This is a genomic window from Trinickia dabaoshanensis (genome assembly GCF_002879885.1).
GTDB classification, from domain to species: Bacteria; Pseudomonadota; Gammaproteobacteria; order Burkholderiales; family Burkholderiaceae; genus Trinickia; species Trinickia dabaoshanensis.
Genome location: NZ_PNYA01000005.1, coordinates 254,898 through 272,477 on the forward strand (window position 1 = coordinate 254,898; position 17,580 = coordinate 272,477).

At 64.5% G+C, this 17,580-nt stretch carries 14 protein-coding genes; 12 read left to right on the top strand and 2 right to left on the bottom strand.

Annotated features, from left to right (window positions below):
- The first annotated feature begins 25 nt into the window (after window positions 1–25).
- Window positions 26–1,792, top strand: a complete 1,767-nt coding sequence (locus C0Z18_RS07635; RefSeq protein ID WP_102644779.1) for a sensor histidine kinase — start codon at window positions 26–28, stop codon at window positions 1,790–1,792.
- A gap of 10 nt (window positions 1,793–1,802) precedes the next feature.
- On the opposite strand, the gene C0Z18_RS07640 is transcribed toward C0Z18_RS07635, so the two are convergent.
- Complete coding sequence (locus C0Z18_RS07640; protein WP_102644780.1) at window positions 1,803–2,651, bottom strand: helix-turn-helix transcriptional regulator; 849 nt, start codon at window positions 2,649–2,651, stop codon at window positions 1,803–1,805.
- A gap of 99 nt (window positions 2,652–2,750) precedes the next feature.
- Between C0Z18_RS07640 and C0Z18_RS07645 the strand changes: the two genes are divergently transcribed.
- From C0Z18_RS07645 to C0Z18_RS07675, 7 genes are all read left to right on the top strand, one after another.
- A complete protein-coding gene (locus C0Z18_RS07645; protein ID WP_102644781.1) occupies window positions 2,751–3,638 on the top strand; it encodes an SDR family oxidoreductase in 888 nt (295 codons plus the stop codon).
- Between the two features lie 322 nt (window positions 3,639–3,960).
- On the top strand, window positions 3,961–5,034 hold the full coding sequence (locus C0Z18_RS07650; RefSeq protein WP_233217227.1) for an NHL repeat-containing protein: 1,074 nt from the start codon (window positions 3,961–3,963) through the stop codon (window positions 5,032–5,034).
- A 214-nt stretch (window positions 5,035–5,248) separates the two neighbouring features.
- Window positions 5,249–6,541, top strand: a complete 1,293-nt coding sequence (locus tag C0Z18_RS07655; RefSeq protein ID WP_102644782.1) for an aspartate carbamoyltransferase — start codon at window positions 5,249–5,251, stop codon at window positions 6,539–6,541.
- Between the two features lie 299 nt (window positions 6,542–6,840).
- Window positions 6,841–7,527, top strand: coding sequence for a 2Fe-2S iron-sulfur cluster-binding protein (locus C0Z18_RS07660; protein WP_102644783.1), 687 nt, complete (start codon window positions 6,841–6,843; stop codon window positions 7,525–7,527).
- A gap of 23 nt (window positions 7,528–7,550) precedes the next feature.
- A complete protein-coding gene (locus C0Z18_RS07665) occupies window positions 7,551–8,573 on the top strand; it encodes an FAD binding domain-containing protein (RefSeq protein ID WP_102644784.1) in 1,023 nt (340 codons plus the stop codon).
- A complete protein-coding gene (locus tag C0Z18_RS07670) occupies window positions 8,570–10,792 on the top strand; it encodes a xanthine dehydrogenase family protein molybdopterin-binding subunit (RefSeq protein ID WP_102644785.1) in 2,223 nt (740 codons plus the stop codon). The genes C0Z18_RS07665 and C0Z18_RS07670 overlap by 4 nt, the downstream gene beginning before the upstream one ends.
- A gap of 135 nt (window positions 10,793–10,927) precedes the next feature.
- Window positions 10,928–11,518 (top strand): nucleotidyltransferase family protein, encoded by a 591-nt coding sequence (locus C0Z18_RS07675; protein ID WP_102644786.1) that lies wholly within the window; start codon window positions 10,928–10,930, stop codon window positions 11,516–11,518.
- 29 nt (window positions 11,519–11,547) lie between these two features.
- Here C0Z18_RS07675 and C0Z18_RS07680 read toward each other — a convergent pair whose 3' ends face one another.
- Complete coding sequence (locus tag C0Z18_RS07680; protein WP_199189406.1) at window positions 11,548–12,588, bottom strand: zinc-dependent alcohol dehydrogenase family protein; 1,041 nt, start codon at window positions 12,586–12,588, stop codon at window positions 11,548–11,550.
- 123 nt (window positions 12,589–12,711) lie between these two features.
- Between C0Z18_RS07680 and C0Z18_RS07685 the strand changes: the two genes are divergently transcribed.
- The 4 genes from C0Z18_RS07685 to C0Z18_RS07695 all read left to right on the top strand — a co-directional run bounded on the left by C0Z18_RS07685 (window position 12,712) and on the right by C0Z18_RS07695 (window position 17,513).
- Window positions 12,712–13,626, top strand: coding sequence for a LysR family transcriptional regulator (locus C0Z18_RS07685; protein ID WP_102644788.1), 915 nt, complete (start codon window positions 12,712–12,714; stop codon window positions 13,624–13,626).
- 81 nt (window positions 13,627–13,707) lie between these two features.
- Window positions 13,708–13,848: a hypothetical protein gene (locus C0Z18_RS33155; RefSeq protein WP_199189410.1), complete on the top strand. Its 141-nt coding sequence runs from the start codon at window positions 13,708–13,710 to the stop codon at window positions 13,846–13,848.
- A 180-nt stretch (window positions 13,849–14,028) separates the two neighbouring features.
- The gene (locus C0Z18_RS07690; RefSeq protein ID WP_102644833.1) at window positions 14,029–15,570 is read left to right on the top strand and encodes a methyl-accepting chemotaxis protein; all 1,542 of its coding nucleotides are present in this window, start codon (window positions 14,029–14,031) and stop codon (window positions 15,568–15,570) included.
- A 197-nt stretch (window positions 15,571–15,767) separates the two neighbouring features.
- The gene (locus C0Z18_RS07695; protein ID WP_102644789.1) at window positions 15,768–17,513 is read left to right on the top strand and encodes a peptidoglycan D,D-transpeptidase FtsI family protein; all 1,746 of its coding nucleotides are present in this window, start codon (window positions 15,768–15,770) and stop codon (window positions 17,511–17,513) included.
- Window positions 17,514–17,580: the final 67 nt, after the last annotated feature.

Sequence of the window (17,580 nt, forward strand, 5' to 3'; positions counted from 1 at the left end):
CGCGTGAGCGAGCGCGGGGGCAAGCGTGAACGAGTTGACGACCGATACGCGGGTGTTCCTCTCCATCCTGGCACCGGATCGGCGCGAGCGGCAACTTGCGATCGTTGTCGCTCTGATTACCGCGGTTGCCTTCGTTTCGGTGGTGCCGTTCGCGAAAATCCAATTACCGACGGTTTGGGCCTTCATTCCGGTCTATGAATCCGCGGCGATCGTCTGTGATTTCCTAACGGCAGCGCTTTTGATTGGCCAGTACCGTATTTTGCGGTCGAAAGCATTGCTCGTTTTGGCGACCGGATATTGGCTGACCGCCTTTACCGCGACCGCGCACTTACTCACTTTTCCGGGCGTTTTTTCCGCTACCGGCTGGTTGGGGGCACGCGGTCAAAGCACCGCTTGGCTCTATGTTTTCTGGCACGGCAGCTTTCCGCTTTTCGTGATTGCCTATGCGTGGCTGAAGGGCGACGACGTGGCGCCGCGAACGTTGCGCGAGCGCGCTTGCGCACCGGCGATACTGGCCAGCTTCGCCTTCGCCGCCCTCCTCGCTATCGGATTCGCGCTACTCGCCACCCGCGGGTACGCGTGGCTGCCGCCGCAGTTGTCGGGACCGCCGCTGGCACCGAGCTATACGGCGGCGCACGGCATCGTGCTCACAGTCACCTGGTTGCTCAGCTTGCTTGCGCTCGTCGCGCTTTTCCGGCGGCGGCCGCACTCCGTGCTCGATCTGTGGCTCATGATCGTCACCTGCGCTTCGCTTTTCGATGTGGCGTTCGCGGGCGTGCTCAACCACGGCCGTTTCGATCTCGGTTTCTACGCCGGCCGGGCATTCAGCTTGTGCGCCGCTAGCTTCGTCCTCGTCGTGTTGACGCTCGAGAACATGAATCTATACGCGCGCGTCGTGCAGGCACTCGAAGGCGAGCGCAGCGAGCGTCAACGCACTCAGTTGCAGACGGCGCGATTGAACGAAGCGAACGCGCTGCTCGAGCAACGTGTGGCATCGCGTACGGCCGCACTCACGGCAGCGAACCACCACTTGGTCAACGAAGTGCTCGAGCGCAAACGCGCCGAAGCGGCGCTCGAGCATTCGCGCGAAGAGTTGCGTGAATTGGCATCGATCGGAACGTCCGCTCGCGAACAGGAAAATCGACGCATCGCGCGCGAATTGCACGATGAACTCTGCCAGACGTTGGCCGCATCGCGACTCGCGCTCGAACTCGTTTCCGAACGAAACGAACTGAAAGCGGAGCTAGCGCCCGTGCATTCGCTCCTCGACGAAGCGGTCGTCGCGACTCGGCGCATCGCGGCGGATCTTCGACCGCTGGTACTCGACGATCTAGGGCTCGTTGCCGCGGCGGACTGGTTGGCGCAAAACTTCCGGCAACGCCACGGCATCGAATGCGAGTTGTCCGTCGAGCCTCCCGATCTCGATCTGGATGAGCCGCAAGCCACGGCGGTGTTCCGCATCATGCAGGAGTCGCTGAACAACATCGGGCGGCATGCTCACGCTTCCCGGGCTAGGGTGAGCTTGATGCGCCATGACGATCACGTCTTGTTGATCGTGCAAGACAACGGTGCCGGCTTCGACCTTTCGACGCCGCGCAAGTTGAATTCGTTCGGGCTCTCGGGCCTTCGCGAGCGAGCCTATCTCGTCGCGGGCGAGGTCGCGATCGAGTCGTCACCGGGATACGGCACGTCGATCAAAGTACGCATTCCCTTGCCTGTCTCGCGTGTACCGGCGACGCGCGATGCCGCGGTGTTTCCCCCTGAAGCGCCTACCGCTGCAAGCCCGGGCTGATCCGGCATCCTCAGAGCTGCGCGCACAGGCCAACCGGCTCTCGCGACACCGCCCGAATGCGCTCGACGATCTCCGCCTGGAGCGGCGTGTACACGAGCATGCTCAGATCGGGCCGGCCATCGACAGCGAATAGCGAATACTCCATATCGATGGGCCCCAGTTGCGGATGCAGCAGACGCTTCACGTTCTCGCCCACGTCATGGCTCAGCACGTGATTCTCGCCCCACATGCGGTCGAACTCCGGGCTCCGGCGGCGCAAATCGTCCACGAGATCCGCCACCTCGGTGGCCAGTCCCGCTCGCGCGACGTCCGCGCGAAACGTGCCGACGACGAAGCGCGCGACGCTTTCCCAATCGTGCTGCTTCGAGCGAACGGACGGATTGAGAAAGAGAAAACGCAGGATGTTGCGCTCGTCGGGCGGCAGCACGCTGTAGTCGGTCAAGACGAACGAGGCCGCACGGTTCCATGCCACGACATTCCATGTCGCCGTCTTGACGATGGCCGGACTCGCATCGAATGAATCGAGCACCCGTTGCAAGCGCGGACTCACGCCGTCGACGGCCCGATAACGGACCTCCGGCGGACGTCCAAGCCCGAGCACGAACAAATGCTCGCGTTCGGTATCGGTCAACATCAGCGCCGTGCAAATGCGCTCCAACACCTCGGCGGAAGGCGCCCCGCCGCGCCCCTGCTCGAGCCAGGTGTACCACGCCGAACTGATATTCGCGCGCTGGGCAACCTCCTCCCGGCGCAGCCCAGACGTGCGCCTGCGGCCGGAAAACCCGAAGCTGGCCGGATCGAGCCGCGTTCGGCGGCTACGCAAAAATTCTCCGAGGGTTTGGGCGGCGTTCGATGACATGGCAAGCCTGTTAGTCCGTTTACCAGGATAAAGTCACTACTTCAACAGGATATCGAATGATCGCATAGTGCGTCGCTGGCTAACCAGGAGGTTTTCACCATGCGTATCTTTCTAACAGGCGCAACGGGTTTCATCGGTTCCGCTCTCGTTCCCGAACTCATTGAAGCGGGCCATGAAGTCATCGGCATGACGCGCTCCGACACCGGTGCTCAGGCCCTAATCGAGGTGGGCGCTGAAGTTCATCGCGGCACGCTGGAAGACCCCGACACCCTACGCACCGGTGCGCAAAAGGCGGACGCCGTTATCCACCTCGCGTTCGATCACAATTTCTCGAACTTCGTGGACAACTGCGAAAAGGACAAGCGCGCGATCGCGGCGCTCGGCTCGGCGTTGGCGGGCTCCGATCGTCCGCTTCTCATCACGTCGGGCACGGGCATCGGTAGCCCGGGCAATGGGCAACTCGCCACCGAAGACATCTTCAACACCGATCACCCGAATCCTCGCATCGCCTCGGAAATGGCGGGCAATGCCCTGCTGGAGACAGGCCTCAACGTATCCATCGTGCGCCTGCCGCAAGTGCACAATCCGTTCAGACAGGGCCTCATTACCCCGCTGATCGGTATCGCGCGCGAGAAAGGCACGTGCGCGTACGTCGAGGATGGGCAAAATCGCTGGCCGGCTGGACATCTATCGGATGTCGCACGGCTGTATCGGCTCGCGATCGAAAAAGCGGAACGCGGTGCCCGTTATCACGCCGTAGGCGAAGAAGGAATCAGCGCGCGCGAAATAACCGAAGCGCTGGGCCGAGGGCTGAACCTGCCGGTCATTTCGATCACCCGCGAAGAAGCGCCCGCGTATTTCGGATGGATGGCGATGTTCGCCGCGCTCGATCTGCCGGCATCGAGCGCGCAAACGCAAGCGCGCTTGGGCTGGAAGCCGGCCGGACCCACGCTGATCTCCGATTTGAACGAAGCGCGTTACGCGTAGTCTTCGTCGCAACACTTCAGCGGCGTCCCGCCCAAGCGGGATGCCGGTTTGGGGCCGGCCGCCCGAGAGTCCCGATTCTCGTGGAATATTCCTCCCCGCCGCTTCGTTTAATCAAGACGGTCGGCCCGACGCGGCCCCGCGCCGAGCGAGCCCGTTCGCGGTCGATGCCTGCCCTGAGCGGCACCGGTTGGCATGTGCGTCGTCGCGATCTCCTCGGAGAATGGTCATGGGCGATTGCGTTCTTTTTCATTCCGGATCGATAGCTGGATCGTCGCGATACGCACGCGCGACTCACCGGAAACTCGCCACCAAGATCCCACTGATGGCCACGTTGTGCGCAGCCATTGCCTTATCGACGAGCAGCCCGGTACGAGCCGACGACGATCGGCTGCTGCCGCCCGCCGCCGTCATCTCATCCACCGTTCCGGCGAATGGCGACGTCAATCCGTACGGCGTCGCCTTCGTCCCCCAGGGATTCCCCGCTCACGGAACGATTAGCGCGAACGATCTGCTTGTCGCCAACTTCAACAATGCGAACAATCTTCAGGGCACCGGCACCACGATCGTCAAGATCGTGCCGAACGGGAACCCCAGCGTGTTCTTTGCCGGGCCGTCGGGCCTCGGTCTGACAACGGCGCTGGGCGTCTTGCGCGCCGGTTTCGTTCTCGTCGGGAACGTCCCCACGACCGATGGGACATTTGCGACGATCCAACCCGGATCTCTATTGGTCCTTAACCGAACCGGCGGCATCGTCGCGCAATGGACTTCGTCGAACGCGGGGCTCGACGGTCCATGGGATCTGACGATTTTCGATCTCGGCGATCGCGCGAAGGTGTTCGTCTCGAACGTGCTCAATGGCACGGTGGTGCGTCTCGACGTTGCGATCGACGCTAACGGCATCCATCTTCAACGCAGCACTCGAATCGCTTCCGGATATCCGTTCCGCGGCGACCCCGCGGCGCTCGTCGTCGGCCCGACGGGACTCGCCTACGACCCGCAGCGCGACGTTCTTTACGTGGCGTCGACGGCGGACAATGCCATCTTCGCCGTATATGGCGCGGGTGCGACTCGGCATGACGGCGGCAAGGGCGCACTGATTTATGCGGACAATCGGCACCTGCACGGCCCTCTCGCATTGGCACTGGGTCCGAACGGCCATTTGTTCACCGCCAATGGAGATGCGGTCAACGCCGAGGCAACGCAACCGAGCGAGATCGTGGAGTTTACGCCGCAAGGACGCTTTGTCGCACAGCTACCGATGGATGCGGCTCCGGGGGGCGCATTTGGATTGGCTTTCTCCCAAGCGCAAGGCGGCATGGTGAAGTTTGCCGCTGTCGACGACAACGTGCCGAACATCACGGTCTGGAGTCTCTCCACCGAGCACACCCGCCCGTGAATGCCGCTGTCCGCCTCTGATCGCCCGCCCCTAAACGGCAACGCAGCGACGAGCGTTGCCGCCTAAGCGTATCGTTTCCATAGCGCCGCCCGTCGTCCACGAAACGCACGCGCGGCGCTCCGTCTGGCATCCCCTCCTTGACTTCGCCTTCGAACGAAGTACTATACGCATCGCGCACATTCCTCCACCGCCGCTACCCGCCCGAGGCCCGCCGATGACCGTCCCCCAACAAGCATTCCTGCGCGACGCGATGCGCCGCATGAACATGACGCGCGACGCGTTTGCGAACCGCATCGGCGTGAGCCGGCGGGCCCTCGACACTTGGCTTTTGCCCGAAGATTCGCAAGAGTCGCGGTCGATGCCCGAGATCGTCGCGCGCTTCGTCTCCGAAATCGTCGTCAATTCCAATCGCGAAGACGGATATACGCAACGCGTAGATTCGTCGTCGTTGGCGAGCCAGATTCTGTTCGAAGGCAAGGCGCAATTGCTTTCCGTCGATCAGTTCTCTCGCGATTCCGTCGAAGCGCTGTTTCGTGTCGCCGACCTCATGCAGCCGATCGCGCGGCGCCAAAAGATCTCGCGGGTGCTGGAAGGCGCCGTGCTCGGCAATCTGTTCTTCGAAGCGAGTACCCGAACCCGCGTTTCCTTCGGCGCGGCCTTCTGCCGCTTGGGCGGGTCGGTCTGCGATACGACCGGCTTTACGTTCTCCTCAATGGCAAAAGGCGAATCGATCTACGACACCAGCCGCGTGATGAGCGGCTACGTCGACGCGCTCGTCGTGCGGCATCCCGAGCAAGGCTCCGTGGCCGAATTTGCCCGTGCGACGAATCTGCCCGTCATCAACGGCGGCGACGGTCCGGGGGAGCATCCGAGCCAAGCGCTTCTCGATCTCTATACGATCCAGCGGGAATTCTCCCGGCTCGGCAAGATCGTCGATGGCGCGCATATCGCCTTGGTCGGCGACCTCAAATACGGCCGCACCGTGCACTCGCTCGTGAAGCTGCTCGCGCTATACCGCGGCATCAAGTTCACGTTGATCTCGCCGCCCACGCTGGAGATGCCCGCCTATATCGTCGATCAGATATCGCGCAACGGTCACGTGGTGGTGCAATCGAGCGATCTCTCGTCGGGCTTGCGCGGTGCGGATGTGGTCTACGCCACTCGCATTCAGAAGGAGCGCTTCACCGACGAATCGTTCGAAGGCTATACGCCCGATTTTCAAATCAATCAGGCACTCGTCGATTCCGCGTGCGAACGCGACACGTTGATCATGCACCCGCTGCCGCGAGACAGCCGGCCCGGCGCGAACGATCTGAGTACCGATTTGAACCATGATCCGCGGCTCGCGATCTTCCGTCAAACCGACAACGGTATCCCCGTGCGCATGGCGATTTTCGCGGTGCTGCTCGGCGTCGATCACCTCGTGCAGCATTCGATGCGCGACGCCGCGTGGCGTCCGCCTGCGTACCTCGGTCCCGACGATGCGGTCTTTCACGGAATCGACTGACCGAACCGGCCACCGAGACCTTCCACCTTCCTAGCGCCCGCGGCCCTATCCCGGCAGATTTTCTTCAAGCTGCTATAACAGTCTGACGCGCAAGGCATCGCGCGTCACGACTCGTCGCCTCGTACGCGTGGCCCATTGCGATCGCACCCACCGCGTGCTCGCACACCCATTTCCTTGGCACACGAAGTCCCTATCGATGCACTAGCGGATGCACCCGCTGATGCACCCGCGCGCAGGCACCCGGCTTGCTAAACGCAGGTGACGTTCGATCGCCGCCTCTCACGGAGCTCGTTCATCCCATGTCGAAGCCCGATTCCGCCAACGATGCCGCGCGCACGCCCGATCTCGGGCGTCGCCGCTTCCTGCAATCCGCCGCCGCGGCAGCCACCATCGGCGCGGCGCCCCATTCGCCCGCCGAAGGACAACCCATGGCAACGCCGCCATCCATGCCTGCTCCCGCGCGCCCCACTGTGGCTACCCTACCCGTGCATCTCACGATCAACGGACGCCCCTACGCGTTGCAACTCGAGCCTCGTGTCACCTTGCTCGACGCATTGCGAGAATACGCGGGACTGACCGGCACCAAGAAGGGCTGCGATCGAGGGCAATGCGGTGCATGCACGGTCATCGTCGATGGCCGCCGCATCAATTCATGCCTCACGCTGGCAGTCATGCACGAGGGGCAATCGGTCACGACCGTCGAAGGGCTCGCGGCGCAAGAAAACCTGAGCCCGTTGCAGCGCGCCTTCATCGAACACGACGCCTTTCAATGCGGCTATTGCACGCCGGGCCAACTGTGCTCGGCCACCGCGCTGCTCGACGAGTTCGGCCACGGCACGGCGAGTGCCGTCACGCAAGACGTTCGAACGGCGCCCCACGCGCTCACCGACGATGAAATCCGCGAACGCATGAGCGGCAACCTGTGCCGCTGCGGGGCCTATCCGAATATCGTCGCGGCGGTACGCGTCGTGTACGAGCGCGGTTGACACTCACTAAAAGGAGCCGCCCCATGGACGCAATCGCATACGAGCGCGCGGCCGATATCGCCGGCGCGGTGCGCGCGGCGCGCGAACCCGGCGTCGCATTCATCGGCGGCGGCACGAATCTGCTCGACCTCATGAAAGGCGGCGTCGAACGGCCGGTCAGACTCGTCGACATTACCCATCTACGCGACGAAGGCCTCGACACCATAAGCGCGCGACAGGACGGCGGTATTCGTATCGGCGCGTTGATGCGCAACAGCGACGCCGCGAATCACGCGCTCGTTCGCGAAAAGTATCCGTTGTTGACGCAAGCGCTATTGGCAGGCGCGTCGGCGCAATTGCGAAACATGGCCACGATCGGCGGTAACCTCATGCAACGCACGCGCTGCCCCTACTTTTACGATACGGCGTTCGCCGGATGCAACAAGCGCCGGCCCGGCAGCGGGTGTTCAGCGATCGACGGCCACCACCGCACACATGCGATCTTCGGCTTCAGCGAAGCGTGTATCGCCGTCAACCCCTCCGACATGTGCGTCGCTCTAGCCGCGCTCGATGCGACCGTTCAAGTGGTGGGCCCCAATGGCGCACGCGAAATTCCCATCGGGGGGTTTCATCGGCTGCCCGGCGATCGACCGGACCTCGATACCACATTGCAACCGGGCGAGCTCATCACCGCGGTCGATCTCCCGCCTTCCGCACTATCGGCGCGTACGAGCTACTTAAAGATTCGTGACCGGGCGAGCTACGCGTTCGCGCTCGTATCGGTCGCCGTGGCGCTGCGTCTGCAGGGCGAGAAGATCGAGGCCGTTCACATCGCGCTCGGCGGCGTGGCGCACAAGCCCTGGCGCGCGACGATCGCCGAGGGCATGCTCATCGGACAGCCGCTCGGCGATAACGTGCTGCGTGACGCGGCCGCCGCGCAAATGCGCGACGCGCGGCCGCTACGCGACAATCGCTTCAAAGTGACGCTAGCCGAACGTGCCATGGTGCGCGCCGTGAACGTCGCGGCGGGACGACAGACGCGCGGCGTGACAGGAGAGCCCGCATGAATACGATCGGCCAACCGCTCGACCGTACCGACGGCGTACTCAAAGTGACCGGAGGCGCCAAATACGCCGCCGAGTTTCCCGCCGCGCAACTCGCCCACGCCGTGCTCGTGACGAGCTCGATCGCATGCGGGCGTATCGCCTCGATCGACGCCACGCGCGCCGAGGCGATGCCTGGGGTGCTGCTCGTCATGACGTCGCGCAATGCGCCCCGTTTGCCGAACGGCGGTGAACCCGAAGTGTCCCCGCCCGCGCAGCGGCGGCTTTCGCTGCTGCAAACCGACGAGGTGCGCTACGACAACGAACCCGTCGCATTGGTCGTGGCCGATACGCTCGAGCGGGCGGTCGATGCGGCCGGCCATCTGCGAATCGAATACGCGCCGCCCTCGCCCACGCTCGACTTTGCCGCAACGAAGGCGCACGGCCATCCGCCGCAGTCCATGATCGGCGGAAAGCCCGACACGCTACGCGGCAACATCGAACGCGGGTTGAGCGCGGGCAGCGTGCGCATCGACGCGGTCTACACCACGCCGATGGAACATCACAATCCGATGGAGCCCCACGCGATCATGGCCTCGTGGGACGGTCCGCGCTTGACGCTCTACGACACGAGCCAGGGCGTGGGCAACGCCCGCAAAGCCGTGGCTGCGTTCCTCGGCATTTCGCCGGACGACGTCCACATCGTGTCGCCGTTCGTCGGCGGCGGCTTCGGCTGCAAGGGCTCCGTGTGGTCGCACGTAGTGCTGTGCGCGATGGCCGCCCGGCAAGTTGGCCGGACCGTTCGGCTCGCACTGACGCGGCCTCAGATGTTCGGCCCCGTCGGCGGACGGCCGCGCACCGAACAGCACCTCGTACTAGCGGCCCGCGAAGACGGTACCCTCACCGGCATGCGTCACGACACGTATTCGAACACGTCGACGTTCGAAGACTGGACCGAGACGTCCGGCGTTCTCACCCGCATGCTCTACGAAGTGCCGAACCTCGCGACGACGCACCGGCTCGTTCCGCTCAACGTCGGCACCCCTACGTTCATGCGTGCGCCTGGGGAAACGACCGGCTCGTTCGCGCTCGAATCGGCGATGGACGAACTGGCCGCCGCGTTGAAGATCGATCCGCTCACGCTGCGGCTCAAGAACTATGCGGAGATCGACCCGCAAGAGCGCAAGCCTTGGTCGAGCAAACAATTGCGCGAATGCTACCGGGTTGGCGCGGAGCGTTTCGGCTGGTCGAAACGCGTGCATGCGCCTCGATCGATGCGCCAAGGCCACACGCTGATCGGCATGGGCATGGCCACGGCCACCTACCCCGCGCACCGCAGCGAGGCGGCCGCGTTCGCACGCATCTTGCCGGACGGGAGCGCCGTCGTCGCGTCGGGCACGCAGGATCTCGGTACCGGAACGTACACGGTCATGACGCAGGTCGCCGCGGACGCGCTCGGCTTTCCGCCCGATCGAGTGAGCTTCGCGCTCGGCGACTCTTCTTTACCGAATGCGCCTGTTTCCGGCGGATCGCAATCGGTGGCGAGCGTCGGGCCCGCCGTCATGGAAGCCGCGGGGGCCGCGCGCAAGCAATTGATCGACATCGCCTGCGCCGACGCCGGCTCACCGCTGCATGGGATGTCGACGGCCGATGTCACCGTCGTGGACGGCTGGGTCGTGGCGCGCCACGACGCCGCTCGCCGAGACCCGGCCGCCGCCGTCATCGCCCGGGCCGGGGGACGGCCGATCGAAGGGCGTGCCACGGCCAAGCGCGGCGATGAGGCGCAACGCTACGCGTTCCACTCGTTCGGAGCCGTGTTCGTCGAGGTACATGTCGATGCCGAGCTTGGCACCATCCGCGTCCCGCGCGTGGTGGCCGTCTATGACGTGGGCACACTGCTCAACGAGAAAACCGGGAAGAGCCAACTGATGGGCGGGATCGTGTGGGGCATCGGCGCGGCACTGGAAGAAGCGAGCGAGCTCGATCCGCGCTATGGCCGCTTCGTCAACGCGAATCTGGCCGAATATCACGTGCCGGTCAATGCGGATGTGGGCACGATCGACGTCAGCGTATTGAACGTGCCCGATCCGCGGTTCAACGCGTTGGGGGCTAGAGGCATCGGCGAGATCGGCATCACGGGCGTGCCCGCGGCCATCGCGAATGCGGTCTATCATGCCACCGGCGTGCGCGTACGTGACCTGCCGATCACGTTGGATAAGGTGCTGCCGGCCGGCAGCGTTTGATACGGCGCGCCGCCGCTTGGCCCGCGAAGAAGTGCGGGCGAACCCACTCGCGCGTACAGATGGAACTTGCTTCCCGCCCTAGGCGGACCGCACAATCCGAACACGCATCGACTTCCGCTCGCGACAGCCACCGACATGACTTACGCTTCATCCGCCACGGCGCTGTTGCTTGCCGCGGGCAGCGGCACACGCTTCGATCCTAGCGGCCTGCAGAACAAGCTGCTGGCGCCCTTGCCCGACGGCACCCCGGTGGCGTGCGCGGCCGCTCGGTCGTTACTGAGCATCTTGCCGCACGTCACAGCGGTGGTGCGTCCCGGTGCGGAAGCGCTCGCCCATGCATTGAACGACGCCGGCTGCGACGTGGTCTTCGCAGCCGGCGCCGAGCAAGGTATGGGCGCGAGTCTCGCCGCCGGGGTACGGGCAACGGAAGAATCGGAAGGCTGGATCGTCGCGCTCGCCGACATGCCGTGGATCGCGCCGGTGACGATCGAATCCATCGCTCGCCATATCGATCGCGGCGCCTCGATCGTCGCTCCGATTTACCGAGGACGCCGCGGTCATCCCGTCGGATTCGGCTCGATCCACCGAGATGCATTGTTATCGCTCGGCGGCGACGTGGGCGCGCGCGCCATCCTCGAATCGGCCGATGTCACCGCGATCGAGGTCGACGACGCGGGTGTACTCGCCGATATCGACACGTTCGCCGACTTGCATCGACAGCGATAACCGATAACCGACAACCGAGGCCCGAGGATTCAAGCCGCAGCCGAGCCCACGTCCACGACGATCTTGCCGAACGCGCCGCGCTTCAAATGCTCGAACGCCTCGGGCAGTTGGTCGAAGCGATAGCACGCGTCCACCACGGGCTGAAGCGCCACGGTATCGACCGCGCGCACGAGTTCTTCGAGCGCGCGCCGATGTCCCACGCCGATGCCCTGTATCACCGATCGCGTTAAAAACGCAGGCACGCTGGGAAACGTCATCGCGTGTTCGCCCAATACGCCGATCAATGAAATCCGGCCGCCTTGCCGAACCGCGCGCAGCGAGGCAGCGAGGTTCTCTCCGCCCACGAGCTCGAAAATATGGTCGACGCCGCGGCCGCCCGTATACTCGCGCGCTTGCACCTCCCATGGTAGGCCGGAGGTGCGATCGATGACATGCGACGCGCCCAGCTCGAGCGCCCGGCGCCGCTTTTCGCCGCTACCCGATGTCACGATGACGTTGGCTCCGTGCGCTCGAGCCAATTGCAATCCGAACAGCGCCACGCCGCCCGTGCCCTGGACGAGGACGGTCTGCCCGGCGCGCAAACCGGTGTTTTCGACGAGCGCGAACCATGCGGTCAGCCCGGCGCACGGCAAGGTGCTGGCCCGGACCGCATCGAGCGTGCGCGGTGCGTGGACGAGCCAGTCCTCGTGCAGGACGACGTATTGCGCTAGCACACCGGGCAGCGAGCCGCCGAGCACACGGGCATGTTGCGGACAATCGCCATCGATCCACCCCGCCCAAAACGTGCCGAGCACCGCATCGGCCTCGCGAAAGCGCGTCACACGCGCCCCCGCCGACACGACGCGGCCTGCAAGATCGGATCCCGGCGTCAGCGGAAACGGCATGTCGGCGCTCAACTCCGTTCCCTCGATCACGCCGATATCGCGGTAATTGAGCGACACAGCGTCCACACGGACCAGCACTTCGTGCTCGCCAGGCGTCGGGACCGGCATCGTTTGGAGCGTCAAGTGCCGCGCACCGGGTTGGGCCGCTATCCATTGCTTCATGGTGGACTTCGTCGAATGACTCATGTTCGTTCTCCTCGTTGATCTGACGAAAAAATCGTAATGGAGATCGAACGTCGCCAGTGCGGGCAAATAGTCCGCTTGTTGTAGACTTTTTGGAATCAATTGACACGAGAGCAATCACCGATCATGACGGATCGACTGGCAGGCATTTCCGCATTCGTGCATGCGGCGGAGGCAGGCAGTTTCGCGCTGGCGGCCGAGCGATTGCACCTGACTCGCTCCGCGGTCGGCAAAAGCATCGCGCGGTTGGAGGAGCGTCTGGGCACGAGGTTGTTTTTGCGCACCACGCGTCGTCAAACCCTGACGGCCGACGGGCAGGCGTTCTATGAACATTGCGTGCGCGCGCTGGCCGAACTCGATGCCGGCGAAGCCGCGTTGAGTGCGTCACGCATCTCGCCGCAAGGGCGCCTGCACGTCAGCACCCCGGTGCTATTCGGGAGACGATGCGTCGCGCCGTTGCTGCTGGAGTTGGCCAGCCGTTATCCGCAGCTCGAAGTCCAGATCAGTTTCACCGATAGAGTCGTCGATTTGGTCGACGAGAATATCGACCTCGTCGTGCGCAGCGGGACACTGCGGCACCCACCTGCGGATCTCGTCGCGCGCAAAGTGGGCGAACAAACGATGATCGTCTGCGCGAGCCCCGGCTATCTGGAGCGTCACGGCACGCCGCGAACCGTGGCCGAGCTCGAAGGTCACCACGCCGTGCTCTATGCCGCCGGCCGGCGCGAAGTCGGATGGCCGCTGTCGGACGCTACGGCTTCGATGCGTGTCGTCACCATGAAACACCGGTTGCGCTTCGACGATCTCGAGACGATCGTCGCGGCCGTGAAAGCGGGCGCCGGCCTTGCACGCCTGCCATGCTGGCTCGTGGCCGAAGACCTGCGCGCCGGCGCGCTCGAGCGCGTATTGGCCGGAACGCCCGCGCCGACGATCGACGTGCACCTCGCCTGGCGGCGGACCCGTCATTTGCCTTCGCGCGTGCGCGTGGCCATCGATCTGCTCGCGGCGCGGCTGCCTGCGTTGTTGAACAGCCCCGGATAGCGTATAAATGAGACGACGCTTCACGCCGTTTCGGTTCTTGCCCACCCCTCATCCCGATACGCATAAGCCATGGACTATCGCATGCACACCGCACCGATTCCCGATCCTGTCGCCGACCCCACGCGCGATCCCGAAGGCGAGCCCGTCGTGCCCCCTGCGCCCGGACACCACAACGACGAACCGCAGCGTCCGGAAGGACCGCCTGACAAGAACCCCTCATGAGCCGCGTACGCTTCCGCTAACCTGCGACAAAAGCACTCTCCTGATCCAAATCAGGGTTTCTCCCCCTGCGCTGCTTTAGACGATGCGTCGATAGACCGGACAAGTGCGGTTTCATCTCGAGAACTCTTGCTTCCGAAGCCGCCGACCGACCGACCAATCGAGAGCAACGCAATGCAGAAAATGACTTTGAACAGGAAGCTTGGCTCAATGATCGCGGTGCTATGGGCCGGGCTCATCCTCATCGGGGTAGCCGGCGTTTGGCAAAACCGCGAGTCGATGATGGAGGACCGGAAGAGCGAACTCATGGCGCTCGTCCAACAGGCGAACAGCATCGCACAGCACTACTACGACGCATCCCAGCAGCACGCAATGAGCGAGGACGACGCGAAGAAGCAAGGGCTTCAGGCGATCTCGGTTCTGCGCTACGGCAAAGACGGCTACTTCTCGATCAACGATTCGCAGGGCGTCATGCTCATGCATCCGATCAAGCCCGAATTGACCGGCAAAAATCTGACCAATTTCACCGATCCGGCCGGCAATCACCTTTTCCAAGACATCGTCAAAGCCTCGGCCGAGCCCAATGGCGGCTTCATCCATTACCTCTGGTCCAAACCCGGCAGCCAAGTGCCGGTACCGAAGATGTCGTACGGGTTGCGCTTCGCACCGTGGGATTGGGACATCGTCACCGGTATGTACATGGATGACATCAACGACGCCTTCATGTCGAGCCTCGTGCGCTGGGTGAGCATCATCGGCGTGCTCGGCATCGCCGCCACGGCCGCGATGGTGCTGGTCCTGCGCAGCGTGCGCCGCGGGCTCGGGGGCGATCTCGAAGTCGCCGTCGCCACGGCGCGGCGCATCGCCGAAGGCGATCTCACCGCCCGTATTTCGGTGGAACACGGCGACGACTCGAGCTTGATGGCCGTACTCGCCGACATGCAGGTGGGCCTCGCCGACGCCGTCAAGCGCGTGCGCGCCGGAACCGAGAACATCAACGTTGGGGCGGGCGAAATCGCCGCCGGCAATACCGATCTGTCGCAGCGCACGGAGCAGCAGGCGGCGGCGCTCGTGCAAACGGCGTCGAGCATGGATCAGATGACGACGAACGTGAAGATGAATGCCGAAAGCGCCTCGCAAGCGGCCAAGCTGGCCGAGCAGGCCGCGGGCGTGGCCACGCGCGGCAGCAGCGTCGTGGACGACGTCGTGCGCACGATGAACGAAATCACGTCGAGCTCGCAGAAGATCGGCGACATCATCGGCGTCATCGACGGCATCGCCTTCCAAACCAACATCCTCGCGCTCAATGCGGCCGTGGAAGCGGCGCGGGCCGGCGAGCAGGGACGCGGCTTCGCCGTCGTCGCCTCGGAAGTGCGCAGCTTGGCTCAACGCTCGGCCACGGCCGCCAAGGAAATCAAAGCGCTGATCGAATCGTCGACGAATACCGTCGATCAGGGGGCGGCGCTCGTGGCGAATGCCGGTTCGACGATGGGCGAAATCGTGCAATCGGTTCGCCGCGTCAACGAAATCCTCGAGGAAATCAGCCATGCCTCCCGCGAGCAAAGCGCGGGCATCGAGCAAGTGAACCGGGCCGTGGGCGAGATGGACAAGGTGACGCAACAAAACGCCGCGCTGGTGGAAGAAGCGGCCGCCGCGGCGCAGTCGCTGAAGGACCAAGCAGGCGTGCTGCGCGAGGCCATCTCCGGCTTTTCGCTGCCGGCCTGAGCCTGCCGAGCCGGCGGCTTGGCCGCTTTCGCATCGATGCCGGATCGTCGAAGGTAACGACCGATTCGGCGTCGATGCGATCCCGCTCCGATTCCAGCTCCGGTGAGCGGCAGCGCCGATCTTCCTCGTGGCCTTACATTTTTATTACAATACGGGCCTCGCGCCGCCGGGCGCGCCACGAGGACGACGCCCGTTCAATGCCCGCATCGAAACCGAAACGCCCCACGCCCTACTCCGCTCGTTCGCTGACCGGCGACGATCTGCTGACACCGCACTGGCATCGCAAGCGCTCGACCTTCGTCATGGCGGCGGTCACGCTCGCGTTCGCGATATTGGCGGCGCGCGCGGGCTGGGTGCAGATCGTCGAGCACGATTTTCATGTCGCTCAGGGCGAAAAGCGGCATCGGCAAATGCTTGCGCTCGAAGCCAAACGCGGCCCGATCGTCGACCGGGAAGGCGCCCTGCTCGCCGTCAGCCTCACCACCTACGAGATATGGGCCGAGCCTAAGCGGCTCGATCGAAAAGCGCTTGAGCCGTTGGCGAAGACATTGGCGGTTTCCAAAGCGCACTTGCAAGAGCGCCTCGATTCGGGGCGCACGCATGTTCTGCTCAAACGCCATGTCGACGCACAGACCGCCAGCGCGATCACCGACCTCGCACTCGCCGGCGTCACGCAAATTCCCACGTCCAAGCGCTTTTATCCCGAAGGCGAATCGGCCGCCCACGTCGTCGGCTTGACCGATAGCGACGACGCCGGTCAGGAAGGCGTCGAACTGGCCGCCGAGCATGTGCTGGCGGGCGAACCGGGCGAGCGCGAAGTCATAAGGGACCGGCTCGGGCGTGTGGTATCGGATCTGCGCCCGCTCGTGCCCGCTCATCACGGGCAAACGGTTCGGCTCACCATCGATCGGCGTATCCAACAGCTTGCGTTCTCTCAACTGAAAGCGGCGCTCGAACGGCACGGAGCGCAAGCCGGAAGCGTCGTCGTCCTCGATGCCGACACCGGTGAGATCCTCGCGTTGGCCAATGCACCGTCGTTCGATCCGAATGCGCGCGCGGGACTCACGGCCCGTTCGATGCGCAATCGAGCCGCTGTCGACACGTTCGAGCCCGGCTCGACGATCAAGCCGCTCGCGATTGCAACGGCGCTCGACGCGGGTCGCGTGCGGCCCGACACGCTCGTCGATACGGCGCCCGGCTGGTACCGCATCGGCCGAAATACGATTCACGACACGTCCAATCACGGCACGATCAGCGTCGCGCAGGCCCTCGCGACGTCGAGCAATATCGCCCTGGCCAAGATCGGGTTGACGCTTGCTCCCGAATCGCTATGGACTGCTTATCGGCAATACGGTCTCGGCGTTGCGCCGCCGTTGCCGTTCCCGGGCGTGGCGGCGGGCAAGCTGCGGCCATGGGCGCGCTGGCGCCCCGTCGAACAAGCCACGATGGCCTACGGCTACGGCTTATCGACATCGCTGCTGCAAATGGCCCAAGCGTATACGGCGCTGGCCGGCGACGGCACGATGCGTCCCGTTTCGCTGCTCGCCGCGGACGAGTCCACCGGTGCCGCGCCCGCGCCGGGCGCCGGCGCCCAAGTGACGACGCCATCCACCGCCGCGACGGTACGCACGATGCTCGAAGCGGCAACGCTGAAGGGCGGCACCGGCGGTGCCGCTCGCGTCGAAGGCTATCGCGTGGGCGGTAAAACAGGTACGGCTTGGAAGCACGCGGGTACGGGATATGCCAAAGGCAAGTACCGCTCCCTCTTCGTCGGCATCGCGCCGATCGACGCGCCGCGTATCGTCGTCGCGGTCATGATCGACGAACCTTCGAAGCGGTCATATTACGGCGGCCCTGTCGCCGGTCCGGTGTTCGCTTCCGTCGCCGGCGGCGCGCTGCAGCTGCTCGGTGTGCCGCCGAGCCAGGCGGCCCCCGACGCTTAGCGCGCTGCGCGCACCGGCCCCTGAAAAACGGCCCGCCCGCGGCACGTTGGCCCGCACGCGCATCGCC

Bases quoted from the DNA above. Each gene is read 5' to 3' on its own strand.
- C0Z18_RS07640 (WP_102644780.1), bottom strand. From the start codon at position 2,651: ATGTCATCGAACGCCGCCCAAACCCTCGGAGAATTTTTGCGTAGCCGC.
- C0Z18_RS07645 (WP_102644781.1), top strand. From the start codon at position 2,751: ATGCGTATCTTTCTAACAGGCGCAACGGGTTTCATCGGTTCCGCTCTC.
- C0Z18_RS07650 (WP_233217227.1), top strand. From the start codon at position 3,961: ATGGCCACGTTGTGCGCAGCCATTGCCTTATCGACGAGCAGCCCGGTA.
- C0Z18_RS07655 (WP_102644782.1), top strand. From the start codon at position 5,249: ATGACCGTCCCCCAACAAGCATTCCTGCGCGACGCGATGCGCCGCATG.
- C0Z18_RS07660 (WP_102644783.1), top strand. From the start codon at position 6,841: ATGTCGAAGCCCGATTCCGCCAACGATGCCGCGCGCACGCCCGATCTC.
- C0Z18_RS07665 (WP_102644784.1), top strand. From the start codon at position 7,551: ATGGACGCAATCGCATACGAGCGCGCGGCCGATATCGCCGGCGCGGTG.
- C0Z18_RS07670 (WP_102644785.1), top strand. From the start codon at position 8,570: ATGAATACGATCGGCCAACCGCTCGACCGTACCGACGGCGTACTCAAA.
- C0Z18_RS07675 (WP_102644786.1), top strand. From the start codon at position 10,928: ATGACTTACGCTTCATCCGCCACGGCGCTGTTGCTTGCCGCGGGCAGC.
- C0Z18_RS07680 (WP_199189406.1), bottom strand. From the start codon at position 12,588: ATGAGTCATTCGACGAAGTCCACCATGAAGCAATGGATAGCGGCCCAA.
- C0Z18_RS07685 (WP_102644788.1), top strand. From the start codon at position 12,712: ATGACGGATCGACTGGCAGGCATTTCCGCATTCGTGCATGCGGCGGAG.
- C0Z18_RS33155 (WP_199189410.1), top strand. From the start codon at position 13,708: ATGCACACCGCACCGATTCCCGATCCTGTCGCCGACCCCACGCGCGAT.
- C0Z18_RS07690 (WP_102644833.1), top strand. From the start codon at position 14,029: ATGACTTTGAACAGGAAGCTTGGCTCAATGATCGCGGTGCTATGGGCC.
- C0Z18_RS07695 (WP_102644789.1), top strand. From the start codon at position 15,768: ATGCCCGCATCGAAACCGAAACGCCCCACGCCCTACTCCGCTCGTTCG.